Annotated in this window: 10 protein-coding genes; 2 read left to right on the forward strand and 8 right to left on the reverse strand. The window is 62.1% G+C overall.

What is annotated here, in order from left to right; genetic code table 11:
• Window positions 1-6: 6 nt before the first annotated feature.
• The 7 genes from CRO59_RS12280 to CRO59_RS12310 all read right to left on the reverse strand — a co-directional run bounded on the left by CRO59_RS12280 (window position 7) and on the right by CRO59_RS12310 (window position 10,901).
• Window positions 7-2,718, reverse strand: a complete 2,712-nt coding sequence (locus tag CRO59_RS12280; protein WP_097087605.1) for a nitrate reductase — start codon at window positions 2,716-2,718, stop codon at window positions 7-9.
• On the reverse strand, window positions 2,718-3,035 hold the full coding sequence (gene nirD / locus CRO59_RS12285; protein ID WP_027613287.1) for a nitrite reductase small subunit NirD: 318 nt from the start codon (window positions 3,033-3,035) through the stop codon (window positions 2,718-2,720). The genes CRO59_RS12280 and nirD overlap by 1 nt, the downstream gene beginning before the upstream one ends.
• Entirely contained in the window at window positions 3,032-5,485 is a 2,454-nt protein-coding gene (nirB, locus tag CRO59_RS12290; protein ID WP_097087606.1) for a nitrite reductase large subunit NirB, read from the reverse strand. The genes nirD and nirB overlap by 4 nt, the downstream gene beginning before the upstream one ends.
• A gap of 420 nt (window positions 5,486-5,905) precedes the next feature.
• The gene (locus CRO59_RS12295) at window positions 5,906-7,576 is read right to left on the reverse strand and encodes a bifunctional protein-serine/threonine kinase/phosphatase (protein ID WP_097087608.1); all 1,671 of its coding nucleotides are present in this window, start codon (window positions 7,574-7,576) and stop codon (window positions 5,906-5,908) included.
• A gap of 7 nt (window positions 7,577-7,583) precedes the next feature.
• On the reverse strand, window positions 7,584-8,795 hold the full coding sequence (locus CRO59_RS12300) for a NarK/NasA family nitrate transporter (protein WP_097087609.1): 1,212 nt from the start codon (window positions 8,793-8,795) through the stop codon (window positions 7,584-7,586).
• Window positions 8,796-9,098: 303 nt separating this feature from the next.
• Window positions 9,099-9,674, reverse strand: a complete 576-nt coding sequence (locus tag CRO59_RS12305; RefSeq protein ID WP_027613283.1) for an ANTAR domain-containing response regulator — start codon at window positions 9,672-9,674, stop codon at window positions 9,099-9,101.
• A 15-nt stretch (window positions 9,675-9,689) separates the two neighbouring features.
• Window positions 9,690-10,901: a CmpA/NrtA family ABC transporter substrate-binding protein gene (locus CRO59_RS12310; protein ID WP_097087611.1), complete on the reverse strand. Its 1,212-nt coding sequence runs from the start codon at window positions 10,899-10,901 to the stop codon at window positions 9,690-9,692.
• A gap of 223 nt (window positions 10,902-11,124) precedes the next feature.
• On the opposite strand from CRO59_RS12310, the gene CRO59_RS12315 reads away from it, so the two are divergent.
• The gene (locus CRO59_RS12315; protein WP_097087613.1) at window positions 11,125-12,144 is read left to right on the forward strand and encodes a quinone-dependent dihydroorotate dehydrogenase; all 1,020 of its coding nucleotides are present in this window, start codon (window positions 11,125-11,127) and stop codon (window positions 12,142-12,144) included.
• Between the two features lie 240 nt (window positions 12,145-12,384).
• Here the strand turns inward: CRO59_RS12315 and rmf are convergent, their stop codons facing one another.
• Window positions 12,385-12,600: a ribosome modulation factor gene (gene rmf, locus CRO59_RS12320; protein WP_003223300.1), complete on the reverse strand. Its 216-nt coding sequence runs from the start codon at window positions 12,598-12,600 to the stop codon at window positions 12,385-12,387.
• A 532-nt stretch (window positions 12,601-13,132) separates the two neighbouring features.
• Between rmf and rlmKL the strand changes: the two genes are divergently transcribed.
• The gene (gene rlmKL, locus CRO59_RS12325; protein ID WP_097087615.1) at window positions 13,133-15,403 is read left to right on the forward strand and encodes a bifunctional 23S rRNA (guanine(2069)-N(7))-methyltransferase RlmK/23S rRNA (guanine(2445)-N(2))-methyltransferase RlmL; all 2,271 of its coding nucleotides are present in this window, start codon (window positions 13,133-13,135) and stop codon (window positions 15,401-15,403) included.
• Window positions 15,404-15,507: the final 104 nt, after the last annotated feature.

A 15,507-nucleotide genomic window follows, 5' to 3' on the forward strand; every position in this document is an offset into this window, starting at 1 on the left:
TCCTTATCAGCTGGATACCGGCTGCAGATCGGCCGCCAGCAATCGTTTGATTTCCGGGACGCACGAACCGCATTGCGTGCCGCATCCCAGTTGTTGTTTGAGGCCTTGCAGATCGAGACCCTGGCGAATCCCGGCACACACCGCGCTGTGGCTGACGTTTTGGCAGTTGCATAGGGTTTTTCCCGGATTGGCCTGCAAACTGGCACTGCCCGGCGGCGCACTCATCGGCGCCAGCAGCCAGCGTCGCAGTTGTTCATCGGCGCGGCCCTCCAGCCATAGCCCCTGCAGCCAATGCTGGGCCAGGGTTTCGCCGGCCAGGCGGATCGCGGTGATGCGGCCGTTTTCGATGCGTACCCGTTTGCCGATGGCGCGACGCGGGTCGTCGTAGGCCAGCACCGGCCCGTCGAGCAGCGCCAGACACTGATCGATATCGCGCAGCAGTTGCGGCTCCGGCGCCGTGGCGTTGGCAGCGCGTATCAGCAGTGCGGGCCGCTCACGTCCGGCAAGGCTGAGGCTGACGTAGGAAAACGTCTCACACAGAGGTCGTAGCGTCTCGAAATGCCGCTGAACATCGCCCTCGATGAGTGCGAAGAGCTGCCATGGCAGATTCACCGGTTCCAGACGCACGCCGCTGTGCTTGAGTTCGGGCTGCTTTGACAGTGGGTCGAAGGCCGCCAGGGTCAGGCTGTTTACTCCGCCCTTGAGAAAACGCTCGCCCCAGTGCATCGGCAAAAAGGCCTGGCCCGGACGTACGCCGTCGTCGCTGCCGACGGCCACAATCACCGCACCGCGCCGACTCTTCAGGTTGACCAGATCCCCCGGCTGCAAACGATGACGGCGCATTTCGTCCGGATGCAGGCTCAACAGCGCTTCGCTGACATGCCCGAACAATTGCGCAGCGGTGCCGGTGCGGCTCATGCCGTGCCATTGATCGCGCAGACGGCCGGTGATCAGGGTCAGCGGAAACCGTGCATCGCGTTGTTCTTTGGCCGCACGATAAGGATCGGCAACGAATTGCGCACGACCGTTGGCCGTGGGAAAAATCCCGTCGCCATACAAACGCGCGGTGCCTTGTCGGGCGCCGGTGGGGAAGGGCCACTGCTGCGGTCCCAGTTCATCGATCAATTGATGGCTGATGCCCGACAGGTCCAGATCGCGTCCACGGGTCAGTTGCTTGTATTCGTCGAACAACTGCGCCGGATGCTCGAAAGCAAACAGGCTTGGTTGTTGCGGACGCAGACGTTGCTCCAGCCTTCGTGCGAAATCTATGGTAATCGCCCAGTCGGGCCGCGCTTCACCGGGTGGGAGAATGGCCTGGCGCACGTGGGAAATGCGCCGTTCGGAGTTGGTCACCGAGCCTTCCTTTTCGCCCCAACTGGCAGCGGGTAACAACAGGTCGGCGAAGGCGGCGGTTTCGGTGGTGCGGAAGGCTTCCTGCAACACCACGAACGGGCAGGTCTGCAGCGCCTCGCGAATCGCGTGTTGATCTGGCATCGACTGCGCGGGGTTGGTGCAGGCAATCCACAGCGCCTTGATCTGGCCGCTGCGCATCCGCTCGAACAGCTCGATGGCGCTAAGTCCAATGTTTTCAGGCAGTTGATCGACGCCCCAATACGCTGCTACTTCGGCGCGGTGTTCGGGGTTGGCTGCCTCCCGGTGACCGGGCAGCAAATTGGACAGGCTGCCGGTTTCCCGCCCGCCCATGGCATTTGGCTGACCGGTCAGCGAGAAAGGTCCTGCGCCTGGCCGGCCGATCTGCCCGGTGGCCAGGTGCAGATTGATCAGCGCGCTGTTTTTCGCGCTGCCAGCGGTGGACTGATTCAGGCCCATGCACCAAAGCGACAGGAAACTTGGCGCCGTGCCCACCCATTCCGCGCACTGCTGCAATTGCTCGACACTGATCCCGCACAGTTGCGCGACCATTTGCGGGGTGTAATCGCGCACCCGATTTTTCAGTTCAGGCAAACCGTCGGTGTGCGCCTTGATGAAGTCGCGGTCGATCCAGTCTTCCCAAAGCAGCAGATGCAAAATCCCATGGAACAGAGCGACATCGGTGCCGGGCAAAATCGCCAGATGCAGGTCCGCCAGCTCACAGGTGTCGGTGCGTCGGGGATCGATGACGATGACCTTCATCTGCGGTCGGCGCGATTTTGCCTGTTCAAGGCGTCGGAAAAGAACCGGGTGGGCGTAGGCCATGTTACTGCCGGCGATCATCACGCAATCGCTGAGCTCCAGATCTTCATAGCTGCACGGCGGCGCATCGGCGCCGAGGCTGCGCTTGTAACCGACCACCGCTGACGACATGCACAGTCGGGAATTGCTGTCGATGTTGTTGGTCCCGACCAGCGCTCGCGCCAATTTGTTGAAGGCGTAGTAGTCCTCGGTCAGCAACTGCCCGGAGATGTAAAACGCCACGCTGTCCGGGCCGTGTTCGGCGATGGTCTCGGCAAAGACTTGGGTCGCGTGATCCAGCGCCGTATCCCAGTCGCAACGGCTGCGTGCCAGGCCTTTGCCCAGACGCAGTTCCGGGTACAGCGCCCGGGCGGCCAGGTCGCCGGTCAGGTGCAGGGTCGAGCCTTTGCTGCACAATTTGCCGAAGTTGGCCGGGTGCGCCGGATCGCCGCTGACGCCGAGAATGCGCTCGCCGTCATGCTCGATCAGCACGCCGCAGCCGACGCCGCAATAACAGCAGGTCGAGGCGGTCGTCTGGCGGTTCATCAGACCGCATCCCGCAGTGCCAGCTGCACGCGGCCGTTTTCGACCCGGGCCGGATGATGGTGCGCGCAGCCGATGTCCGGGGCCTGAGCCTCGCCGGTTTGCAGGTCGATCTGCCAGTTGTGCAGCGGGCAGGCCACACGTTTGCCGTAGATCAAACCCTGTGACAACGGCCCGCCCTTGTGCGGGCAGCGGTCGTCGAGGGCGAAAACTTCGTCGTCGCTTGTACGAAAAATCGCGATGTCGCCTTTCGGCCCGGCAATGATCCGCGAACCGAGGGCATTGATCTCTTCCAGGGCACAGATATCGAGCCAATTCATGCCGGCACCTCCAGGTTCTTCACGGGGATCACCTCGAATTCTTTCTTGAGTTGCGGCTGCGCCAGACGCTCTTTCCACGGGTCCTGTTCGAACGACAGGGAGAACTGCAGACGCTCGTTCAGGGCCTTGCGCCGCTCCGGATCTTCAAGCACGGCCTGCTTGATGTGCTCCATGCCGACCCGTTGCAGGTAGTGCACGGTGCGTTCGAGGTAAAAGGCTTCTTCGCGATACAGCTGCAGGAACGCGCCGTTGTATTCACGAACTTCCTCGGCGGTTTTCAGCTTGACGAAGAACTCGGCGACTTCGGTCTTGATCCCGCCGTTGCCGCCGATGTACATCTCCCAGCCGGAGTCGACACCGATGATTCCTACGTCCTTGATCCCCGCTTCCGAGCAGTTGCGTGGGCATCCGGAGACAGCGAGTTTCACTTTGTGCGGCGACCACATGTTGAACAGGTCGTGCTCAAGCTCAATGCCCAACTGCGTCGAGTTCTGCGTGCCGAAGCGGCAGAACTCGCTGCCGACGCAGGTTTTCACGGTGCGAATGGATTTGCCGTAGGCGTGGCCGGACGGCATGTCGAGGTCTTTCCAGACGCCCGGCAAGTCCTGCTTCTTGATCCCCAGCAGGTCGATGCGCTGACCGCCGGTGACCTTGACCATCGGTACGTTGTATTTGTCGGCCACGTCGGCGATGCGGCGCAGTTCCGAAGGGTTGGTCACGCCGCCCCACATCCGTGGCACCACCGAATAGGTGCCGTCCTTCTGAATGTTGGCGTGGGCGCGTTCGTTGATCAGGCGCGATTGCGGATCGTCCCTGGCTTCGCCGGGCCAGGTGGAAATCAGGTAGTAGTTCAGCGCCGGCCGGCAGGTGGCACAGCCGTTCGGGGTGCGCCAGTTGAGGTAGCTCATGGTGTCGGCGATGGTCAGCAGATGCTGTTCGCGGATCGCCTGGCGGATCTGCCCGTGGTTGAGGTCGCTGCAACCGCAGATGGCTTTTTCGCTTTTCGGTTTGACGTCCGCCGCGCCGCCGACGGTGTTGATCAGGATCTGCTCGACCAGCCCGGCGCAGGAGCCGCAGGAACTGGCAGCCTTGGTGTGCTTCTTCACGTCATCGACGCTGAACAGGCCGTGTTCCTGAATCGCCTTGACGATGGTGCCTTTGCACACGCCGTTGCAGCCGCAGACTTCGGCAGTGTCAGCCATGCTCATGGCTTTGTCCTGGCCCTGATGTCCTACGTCGCCAAGTGCGTTTTCTCCGAACATGAGGTGATCGCGGATCTCGCCGATGGCGTGATTCTCACGAATCTGTCGGAAATACCAACCGCCATCTGCCGTATCGCCGTACAGACAGGCGCCGACCAGCACGTCATCCTTGATCACCAGTTTTTTGTACACGCCGCCGATCGGGTCGGAGAGGGTGATGGTTTCGGTGCCTTCGCCGCCCATGAAATCACCGGCGGAAAACAGGTCGATGCCGGTGACTTTCAATTTGGTCGAGGTCACCGAGCCCTGATAGCGGGCGAAACCCAGTTGTGCGAGGTGATTGGCGCAGACCTTGGCCTGTTCGAACAGCGGCGCCACCAGGCCATAGGCGATGCCGCGATGGCTGGCGCACTCGCCGATGGCATAGATGCGCGGATCGTAGGTTTGCAGGGTGTCGTTGACCAGAATCCCGCGATTGCAGGGGATGCCGGCGCGTTCCGCCAGTTCGGTATTGGGGCGGATGCCGGCGGCCATCACCACCAGATCGGCGGGGATGATCTCGCCGTTCTTGAATTGCACCGAGCCGACCCGGCCGTTGCCTGCGTCGTGCAGGGCCTGCGTCTGTTCGCACAGGCGAAAATGCAGGCCACGGGCTTCGAGCGCCGTTTGCAGCAGTTGGCCGCTGGTCTTGTCCAGTTGTCGCTCCAGCAGCCATTCGCCGATGTGCACCACGGTGACGTGCATGCCGCGCAGCATCAGGCCGTTGGCGGCTTCGAGGCCGAGCAGGCCGCCGCCGATGACCACCGCGTGCTTGTGGGTTTTGGCGGTGTCGATCATCGTTTGGGTGTCGGCGATGTCGCGGTAGCCGATCACACCCTGCAAGTCATTGCCCGGAATCGGCAGGATGAACGGCGTCGAGCCGGTGGCGATCAGCAGGCGATCATATTCAGCCTCGGTGCCGTCCTCGGCGATCACCCGGCGTTTGACTCGGTCGATCTGCACCACCTTGCGGTTGAGCAGCAACTTGATGTGGTTTTCCAGGTACCAGTCGAGGTCGTTGAGCACGATCTCTTCGAAGGTCTGTTCACCGGCCAGCACCGGCGACAGCAGGATGCGGTTGTAGTTGGTGTGCGGTTCGGCACCGAAGACCGTGATGTCGTACAGCTCGTTGCTCAACTTGAGCAGTTCTTCCAGGGTGCGAACCCCGGCCATGCCATTGCCGATCATCACCAGTTTGAGTTTTTTCATCAGGTTCTCCGGGGAGCGGTGGCTGGCCTCTTGTGGGCAGTCAGGCCGTGCTCGACAAATGTTGCGCAAACAAAAAAAGGCGTCCCGCTAGTTGCCTAGCGAGGACGCCTTTGTCCTGGTCCCGTTCTCTCGGGAAGCGCAGCCTTCGTCGTTGAAGGTTGGGCTTTATGTATGGTGAAACGGGTAATGCAGTGGTTGTGCCAAGTGGGAGAATGGCGTGTTTATTAGGCGGAAGCGGTTATAGACGGGGATTTTTTGCACCGAATCGACGCGGGTTGCTCGTTCGCGGGGCATTCAGGCAGACAGAATTGTTGTGATTGGGCTGGCCTCTTCGCGAGCAGGCTCGCTCCCACATTGGAACCGAGTCGTTCACAAATCCCCTGTGGGAGCGGGCTTGCTCGCGAAGGGCGCGACGCGGTATCAGCGGTGAAACAACACCACCAGCAGCACCAGATTCCCCAGCAAGGCCAACAACGCCACCGTCCGCCAGACCTTCAACGGCTCACGCTCCAGCAAAGGCCTGGGTCGCACACTCAAACTGCGCCGCTCGCCTTGTTCCAGCACCAGCAACCATTCCTCAGCCGTTTCAAAGCGCTGTTGCGGATCCGCCGCCACGCCACGCTCCAGACTCTGCGCAATCCATTCCGGCACGTCCGGGCGGTAGCGACCAGCACTCACCGGCAGGCCGAATCGCGGCCGCTGGAACGCTTCGACCTCGCCATAGGGAAAATGCCCGGTCAGCAGGAAAAACAGGGTCACGCCCACCGCGTACAGATCCTGTTGCGCACTCGGTGGCTCGCCGCGAAAGGCTTCCGGGGCGATGAAGCTGGGCGTGCCCGGCAATGTTGACGGTGCGTCTGCGGACAGACCGGGGCAGTACACCAGACCAAAATCCAGCAGGCGCAACTCGCCATCGTCACCCAGATGCAGGTTTTCCGGCTTGATGTCGCGGTGCAGAATCTGCCGCCGATGCAGCAGGCCTACCGCCCGCAGCAAGCGCTCGGCAATGTCCTGCCACTGCGCCAGCGGCAATGCAGGGTGGTGTTGAAACAGCTGCGCCAACGTCATCCCGGAATATTCGCGCATCACGTAGTACAAATGCTGACGCTGAGTGCCGCTGTGGACTTCAGGAAAATGCCGCCCGGCGACACGCTTGAGGAACCATTCTTCCGACAGCAAGGCTTGCCCGGCCTGGGGATCATCGGCCAGCCGCGCCGGCAATGTTTTCAACAACCAGCCCCGACCTTGGCCATCCAGCACTCGATACAGTAGCGATTGCTGGCTCTGAGCGACAACGCCCTGCACCTGCCAGCCTTCGAACATCTGCCCGGTTTTCAGCGCTGGCGGCAGCGGCCATTGCTGTAAGTGAATCAGCGCATCGCCGATGTTCGCTTCGCCGAGCGCATCGACCCGCACCAGCAGCGCACTGGCATTATCCTGACTGCCGGCCAGATGCGCGGCATTGACCAGCGTGTGTGCGGCGCTGTCGAGATCCGGTTGATCGCGCAGAATCGCGGCAATCGCGGTATCGCCCAGAGTCGACCACACGCCATCGCTGAGCAGCACGAAACATTCGCCCTCGCGTAATTCACCGTCGAGAAAATCCAGCACCAGATGCTGATCCAGCCCCAGCGCGCGTTTGAGCACGTGCTGCATGCCCGGCTGCTCCCAGACATGATCCTGCGAAATCCGCTGCAAAGCGTCGGCCTGCCAGCGATAGACCCGGCAATCGCCGACGTGGGCCAGGGTGAAACGCCGACCGCGCAGGACCAGCGCGCTGACCGTGGTCAGCAGCGGTTGCCCGCCGCCATTGGCCTGTAACCAGCGATTTTGTGCGAGCAGCAGGCGATCCAGCGCCTGCGCCACGCTCCAGGTCTGTGGCGTGGCGTAGTAGTCCAGCGCCAGTGCTTGTAGGGTCGAGCGTGCAGCCAAGCCGCCGTCGGCGCACTGGCTGACACCGTCGGCGATGGCGACCAGATAGCCTTTGCTGGCGGCCAGCGCCGGGGCGGGCGTCACCAGGCGCAGGGCGTCCTGGTTTTCCGCGCGCGGGCCGGTGGCGCTGGCCTGGGCAAAGCTCAGTTGCAGGGGCATCGACGCCTCAGACTCGCGCAGCGGTGACCGCCGCCGAACCCCAGGTGGTTCTCCAGCGACGTTTGACCCCGTGCAGGCCGAACCACGCCAGCACGCCGAGGCTGGCGAACAACCACAGCGCCAGTTGATAGCTGCCGGTGCTTTGCTTGATCGCGCCCATGCCGGCCGCCAGGGCAAAACCTCCGATGCCGCCGGCCATGCCGATCAGCCCGGTCATCACCCCGATCTCCAGGCGAAAACGTTGCGGCACCAACTGGAACACCGCGCCGTTGCCGGCACCGAGACCGAGCATGGTGCAGACGAACAGCGCCAGTGCGGCGTAGGAGCTGGGCAGGTTGAAACCGACAGCGGCGATGCAGATTGCCGCCAGGGTGTACATCGCCAACAAGGTGCGGATGCCACCGAAGCGATCCGCCAACGCACCGCCGAGCGGACGCATCAGGCTGCCACCGAACACGCAGGCAGCGGTGTAGTAACCCGCCGTGACAGGACTCAGGCCGTATTGGTCGTTGAAGTAGCCGGGCAGGGCGCTGGCCAGGCCGATGAAGCCGCCGAAGGTCACGCTGTAGAAAAACATGAACCACCAACTGTCGCGGTCGCCGAGGGCTTTGAAGTAGTCGGCCATGGCTTTGGCCTTGGGCCGCTGCGGGGCGTTTTTTGCCAGCCAGGCGAACAGCACCAGCGTCAGGATCAACGGAATCAGGGCGAAACCGAACACGTTGCTCCAGCCGAACGCCGCAGCCAGTACCGGGGCAATCAGTGCGGCAAACACGGTGCCGGAGTTACCGGCGCCGGCGATACCCATGGCCTTGCCCTGATGCTGCGGCGGATACCACTGCGAAGCCAGCGGCAGGGCCACGGCAAACGAAGCACCGGCCATGCCGAGGAACAGTCCCAGAATCAGCGCCTGTTCATAACTGTGGATGCCGAGTTTCCACGCGCCGAACAACGCGCAGATCACGATCACCTGACCGATCAGGCCAGCGGTTTTCGGCGACAGACGATCGGCCAGCATGCCCATCACAAAGCGCAGCACCGCGCCGGCGAGAATCGGTGTCGCCACCACCAGACCACGTTGTTGTGTGGTCAAGTGCAGGTCGGCGGCGATCTGCACCGCCAACGGGCCGAGCAGGTACCAGACCATGAAGCTCAGGTCGAAATACAGAAAGGCTGCGAACAGGGTCGGGGTGTGGCCGGATTTCCAGAAGCTTGAATTCATCGCGCACCTCAGCTGAAAAGAGTCTCGAAAGGAGTCACAGCAGGTGGCGCGCCGCCACGGCCGCACCACCGGCCCCGGGCTGTGGGGCCAAAACGCAAAAACGCCGCTACCTGGTTCGCCGATGTGGGCGAGCGGGGTGAGCGACGTCTTTGTCGTGGGTGGGGCAACCGCCGTTGGTTACCTGTGCTGAATGCTTAGCCAAATTTGTGCCAAGGATCAAAAGATCGCAGCCTTCGGCAGCTCCTACAGGAAATTGAGTGCCTCTGTAGGAGCTGCCGAAGGCTGCGATCTTTTGCTCTTCAATCAGCCAAGAAGCTCACTCATGGCAATGATCTGCTCCGCCACCTGAATCAGTTTCTGCTGGCGGCTCATGGCCTGGCGGCGCATCAGGGTGTAGGCCTCTTCCTCGTTGCAGTCCTTCATTTTCATCAGCAGCCCTTTGGCCAGTTCGATGCGTTTGCGCTCCGCCAGTTGCTGGTCGCGGGCCAGCAGTTGCGCGCGCAGCGCCTGATCGCTTTCGAAGCGCGCCATCGCCACATCGAGAATCGGCTGCAGGCGCTGGGCATGAATGCCCTCGACGATGTAGGCACTGACCCCGGACTTGATCGCCTGGCGCATCACCCCCGGGTCGTGTTCGTCGGTGAACATCACGATCGGCCGGGGCTGGTCGCGGCTGACCAGCACTACTTGCTCCATGACATCGCGGCTCGGTGACTCGGTATCGATCAGGATCACGTCCGGGCGCACCGTTTCGACGCGCGCCGGCAGGTCGATGGTCAGGCCTGACTCATCGATGACCTCGAAACCGGCCTCGGTCAGCGCGGCCTTCAGGCGCCCGACTTTTTTCGCGGTGTCGTTGATCAGCAGAATGCGCAGCATGTTGGCGGTCTCCTGTCAGCGGCGGGCGAGAAGGGCAGTGCTGTCGCTCAGGGCGTGCAGCTTGAAACTGCGGGCGTAACCAGCCGGATCGCTGCCGTCCCAGACTTTGCCATCGAGCAACTGGCTGCTGCGCATCTCCTTGCCCCACGCGGCGACACCGACGGCGGTGGCTGCTTCGCGGTAAATGTCCAGTTGCTGAACCTGGCGGGCCACCGCGAGGTAGTCGGGATCCTCGCGTAGCAGGCCCCAACGGCGGAATTGGGTCATGAACCACATGCCGTCGGACAGGTACGGCAGATTCACCTCGCCGTTGCCGTGAAAGCGCAAGGCGTGCGGGTCCTGCCAGCGATTGCCGAGGCCATCGGCGTAATCACCGAGAAAACGCGGTTCGATGCAGGACAGCGGGGCGTCGAGGTATTCCGGGGCGCTCAGCAGCTGCGCGGTGCTGCGGCGGTTTTCCGGGTTTTGCTCGATGAAGCGGCTGGCCTCGAGGATCGCCATCACCAGCGCCCGTGCGGTGTTGGGGTATTGCTCGACGAACGCGCGGGTGCAGCCGAGGACCTTTTCCGGGTGGTCGGGCCAGATGCTCTGGCTGGTGGCGAGGGTGAATCCCAGATCCTGTTGCACGGCGCTGGCCGCCCACGGCTCACCGACGCAGAAGCCATCGATTCGCCCGGCTTGCAGATGCGCAACCATTTGCGGCGGCGGTACCACCACGCTGTCGACGTCCTGCAACGGATGAATGCCCTGACTCGCCAGCCAGTAATACAGCCACATCGCATGGGTGCCGGTGGGGAAGGTCTGGGCGAAGGTCAGTTTTGCGCGGGTTTGGTGCGCGTGCCGATCCAGCGCTTCAGGACTGGTCACGCTCAGTTGCTGCAAACCGTGGGAGAGGTTGAGGCTCTGGCCGTTCTGGTTCAGGCCCATCAGCACCGCCATGTCGCTCGGCGCTACGCCGCCGATGCCCAGGTGCACCGCGTAAATCAGCCCGTACAGGCTGTGGGCCACATCCAGCTCACCGCTGACCAGTTTGTCGCGCAAGGTCGCCCAGGACGCCTGGCGCTTGAGGTTGATCGTCAGGCCGTAGGGCTGGGCGAAGCCCTGTGTCGCGGCCACGACTACCGAAGCGCAATCGCTCAGGGCCATGAAGCCGAGGTTGATCACGCTTTTTTCCGGAGCATCACTGCCGTTGACCCAGGCCAGCGGCCCGACGGACGAATCACTCATATAAAGCCACCCTCAAAAAAAACGCCGTCCCAGGCTTTGCTCAGGCAAAACCTGCGAACGACGCCATTGTCCGCGCCCGCACGCCGTCATTGGCCTGGGGGCTGATAGCCCTGAAAGTGCAAGGCATATGCCAGTCAGGCGGATTTGCCTGTGCGCCTCGCGCCGGGGGGCGATGCCCGGCTATAATCGCCGCCTCTTTTCGCCGCCCGAGTCATCGCCGCCCATGTACACCCTGGCCCGTCAGCTGTTGTTCAAACTTTCCCCGGAAACCTCCCACGACCTGTCGCTGGATCTGATCGGCGCGGGTGGGCGTTTGGGCCTCAACGGCATGTTGTGCAAGAAGCCGGCGAACGTGCCGGTGACGGTCATGGGCCTGGACTTTCCGAACCCGGTGGGTCTGGCGGCCGGTCTGGACAAGAACGGCGCGGCCATCGACGGTTTCTCGCAACTGGGTTTCGGTTTCGTCGAAATCGGCACCGTGACCCCGCGTCCGCAGCCGGGTAACCCGAAACCACGGATCTTCCGCCTGCCGGAAGCCGAGGCGATCATCAACCGCATGGGTTTCAACAACCTCGGCGTGGATAACCTGCTGGCGCGGGTCGCGGCGGCCAAATACAAGGGCGTGCTGGGGATCAACATCGGCAAGAACTTCGACACCCCGGTCGAGCGCGCGGTGGATGACTACCTGATTTGCCTGGACAAGGTGTATGCCCACGCCAGCTATGTCACGGTCAACGTCAGCTCGCCGAACACCCCGGGCCTGCGCAGTCTGCAGTTCGGTGATTCGCTCAAGCAGTTGCTGGCGGATCTGGCCACGCGCCGCGCCGAACTGGCCCTGCGCCACGGCAAGCACGTACCGCTGGCGATCAAGATCGCTCCGGACATGACCGACGAAGAAACGGCGCAGGTGGCTCAGGCACTGATCGAAACCGGGATGGACGCAGTGATCGCCACCAACACCACCCTGAGTCGCGTTGGCGTCGAAGGCATGGAGCATGGTGACGAGGCGGGTGGTCTGTCCGGCGCCCCGGTGCGTGACAAGAGCACGCATACCGTGAAGGTGTTGGCGGCGGAGCTGGGTGGTCGGTTGCCGATCATTGCGGCCGGTGGCATCACTGAAGGCAAGCATGCGGCGGAGAAGATCGTGGCGGGTGCGAGCCTGGTGCAGATTTACTCGGGCTTCATCTATAAGGGCCCGGCGCTGATTCGTGAATCGGTGGACGCGATCGCCGCCTTGCGCTGATCCGATTGTGGGAGCGGGCTTGCTTGCGAAAGCGCTGTTTCAGTCAACATTTGTTGTGGCTGACACGACGCTTTCGCGAGCAAGCCCGCTCCCACAGGTTATGTGTGCAGTTCAAATGATTTGCGGGCATAAAAAAGGGCTCCTCGAAGGAGCCCCTGGGCCGCAGCCCGCCGTCCGGGAAGGACGTGCATGGTAAGTCGCTAAAAATTCAGATTGTCGTGTTGCAATAAGTGCCCTGTGTCAGCCGACGGCGTGAAGTTCGTTGAGTCTGTGGATTCCCGCAGTGCCGGTCATACCGTCCCAGTTGTCGCCGCGTCCTTCTCGCCAGCCGTTGATCCAGGCTTGGCGTACCGACGGTAGAGTAAATGGGCAAAGCTCGCGGGATTTGCCACCAACGCCATATTGATATCCGCGCAAAAATGCTCTTTCCAACGGATCACGCTTAAGTCTTCTCATAGGGTGTTTCCCTCACTTGTTGACTGTTTTCGTCGCGTTGACCTCAACCGAGGTCTGGCAGAAAAAACTCTGCCGTTGGGCGGCTCGCTGCCGGCGTGGCGAGCCAAGGTGTTGACGCCGTTGCGACGTCAACCTGTGGTCAGTTCTAACCAATGAGTCACACCGAGGGAATGATCGTTTTGTCATAAGGACGTAACGAAAATAGTGCTACAGCCATAAGTAACGACGGGTTTCATGAACGTTTTTTCAGCAAACCCCGGTATGATCGGCCCCGCACTGGATGATGGGGTTAATCCTTTAGTGAGAATGACCCACGTTTACGCTGGGGTAATATTCGACGAAGGGTTGCTTTGAGTCATTTTGTTTCATCAACTTTAATACCTGTCCTTGCATCTAAGCTCTTTTAACCCGAGCAGCGGGGATGGAACGGCACACCTTCGTGCCACGCGGGCGCTCTTTTAGAAAAGCGCCTGATTGAAAACCGGATCGGCAATGCGTTGCCGGTTCACTAGCCAAAGGCTCTGGAAATACCATGTCCGACCGTTTCGAACTCTTCCTCACTTGCCCCAAAGGCCTTGAAGGCCTGCTCATCGAGGAAGCCGTCGGGCTTGGCCTTGAAGACGCCCGCGAGCACACCTCCGCCGTGCGTGGCATGGCGACCATGGAAACCGCTTATCGCCTGTGCCTGTGGTCGCGTCTGGCCAACCGGGTGTTGCTGGTGCTCAAGCGCTTCCCGATGAAAGACGCTGAAGACCTGTACCACGGCGTGCTTGACGTCGAGTGGCAGGATCACATGCTCGCCGACGGCACCCTGGCCGTCGAATTCAGTGGCCACGGCTCGGGCATCGACAACACCCACTTCGGTGCGCTGAAAGTCAAAGACGCCATCGTCGACAAACTGCGTACCCCGCAAGGCGACCGTCCGTCGATCGACAAGCTCAACCCGGATCTGCGTATTCACCTGCGCCTGGATCGCGGCGAAGCGATCCTGTCCCTCGACCTTTCCGGCCACAGCCTGCATCAGCGCGGTTACCGCCTGCAGCAGGGCGCGGCGCCGCTGAAGGAAAACCTCGCGGCAGCGATCCTGATCCGTTCCGGCTGGCCGCGCATTGCGGCCGAAGGCGGCGCGCTGGCTGACCCGATGTGCGGTGTCGGTACGTTCCTCGTCGAAGCCGGGATGATCGCCGCCGACATGGCGCCGAACCTGCGCCGCGAGCAGTGGGGCTTTACCGCATGGCTCGGCCACGTACCGGCGCTGTGGAAAAAACTCCATGAAGAGGCGGTCGAACGCGCCGCTGCCGGTCTGGCCAAGCCGCCGCTGTGGATTCGCGGTTACGAAGCCGACCCGCGGCTGATTCAGCCGGGCCGCAATAACGTCGAGCGCGCCGGTCTGAGCGAGTGGATCAAGATCTATCAGGGCGAAGTCGCGACCTTCGAGCCGCGTCCGGATCAGAACCAGAAAGGTCTGGTGATCTGCAACCCGCCGTACGGCGAGCGTCTGGGCGACGAAGCCAGTCTGCTTTACCTCTATCAGAACCTTGGCGAGCGTTTGCGTCAGGCCTGCCTGAACTGGGAAGCGGCGGTATTCACCGGCGCCCCGGATCTGGGCAAGCGCATGGGCATTCGCAGCCACAAACAGTATTCGTTCTGGAACGGCGCGCTGCCGTGCAAACTGTTGCTGATCAAGGTGCTGCCGGACCAGTTCGTCACCGGCGAGCGGCGTACTCCGGAACAGCGTCAGGCCGAGCGTGAGCAAGCAGCCTACGATCAGACCCCGAACGAGCCGCAAGAGCGCAAGTTCAATAAGAACGGCAACCCGATCAAACCGACGCCAGCCCCGGCGCCAGTGGTCGAGCAGCCGCGCCTGAGCGAAGGCGGGCAGATGTTTGCCAACCGCCTGCAGAAAAACCTCAAGGCGATGAGCAAGTGGGTCAAGCGCGAAGGCATCGACTGCTACCGCGTCTACGATGCCGACATGCCGGAATACGCCATGGCCATCGACCTGTACCACGACTGGGTGCACGTGCAGGAATACGCCGCGCCGAAGTCGATCGATCCGGAAAAGGCCTCGGCGCGCATGTTCGATGCTCTGGCGGCAATCCCGCAGGCGCTGAACGTCGACAAGAGCCGCGTGGTGGTCAAACGCCGCGAGCGTCAGAGCGGCACCAAGCAATACGAGCGTCAGGCGGCGCAGGGCAAGTTCAATGAGGTCAGCGAAGGCGGCGTCAAGCTGCTGGTGAATCTTACCGACTACCTCGACACCGGGCTGTTCCTCGATCACCGGCCAATGCGCATGCGCATTCAGAAAGAGGCCGCCGGCAAGCGCTTCCTCAATCTGTTCTGCTACACCGCGACCGCCAGTGTGCATGCGGCCAAGGGCGGTGCGCGCAGCACCACCAGCGTCGACCTGTCGAAGACTTACCTCGACTGGGCGCGGCGCAACCTGTCGCTGAACGGCTTCTCCGACAAGAACCGTCTGGAGCAGGGCGACGTGATGGCGTGGCTGGAAAGCAGCCGCGACGAGTACGACCTGATCTTCATCGACCCGCCGACCTTCTCCAACTCCAAGCGCATGGAAGGCATCTTCGACGTGCAGCGTGATCAGGTGCAGTTGATCGACTTGGCCATGGCACGTCTGGCGCCGGGTGGCGTGCTGTATTTCTCCAACAACTTCCGCAAGTTCCAGCTGGAGGAGAACCTGGCCGAACGTTACGCGGTCGAGGAAATCAGCGCGCAGACCATCGATCCGGATTTTGCGCGTAACACCAAGATCCACCGCGCCTGGAAAATCACGGCTCGTTGACGCTTGGGCGGGTTGGATCCACAGAGCCTTGATTTTTAAAGGCTCTTGGATCCGATCAGCGCTAGCCAAATTAATGGCTAATAGCTATAACTCAACTCATGGCC

The organism is Pseudomonas sp. LAMO17WK12:I5 (genome assembly GCF_900215165.1).
Taxonomy (GTDB): domain Bacteria; phylum Pseudomonadota; class Gammaproteobacteria; order Pseudomonadales; family Pseudomonadaceae; genus Aquipseudomonas; species Aquipseudomonas putida_A.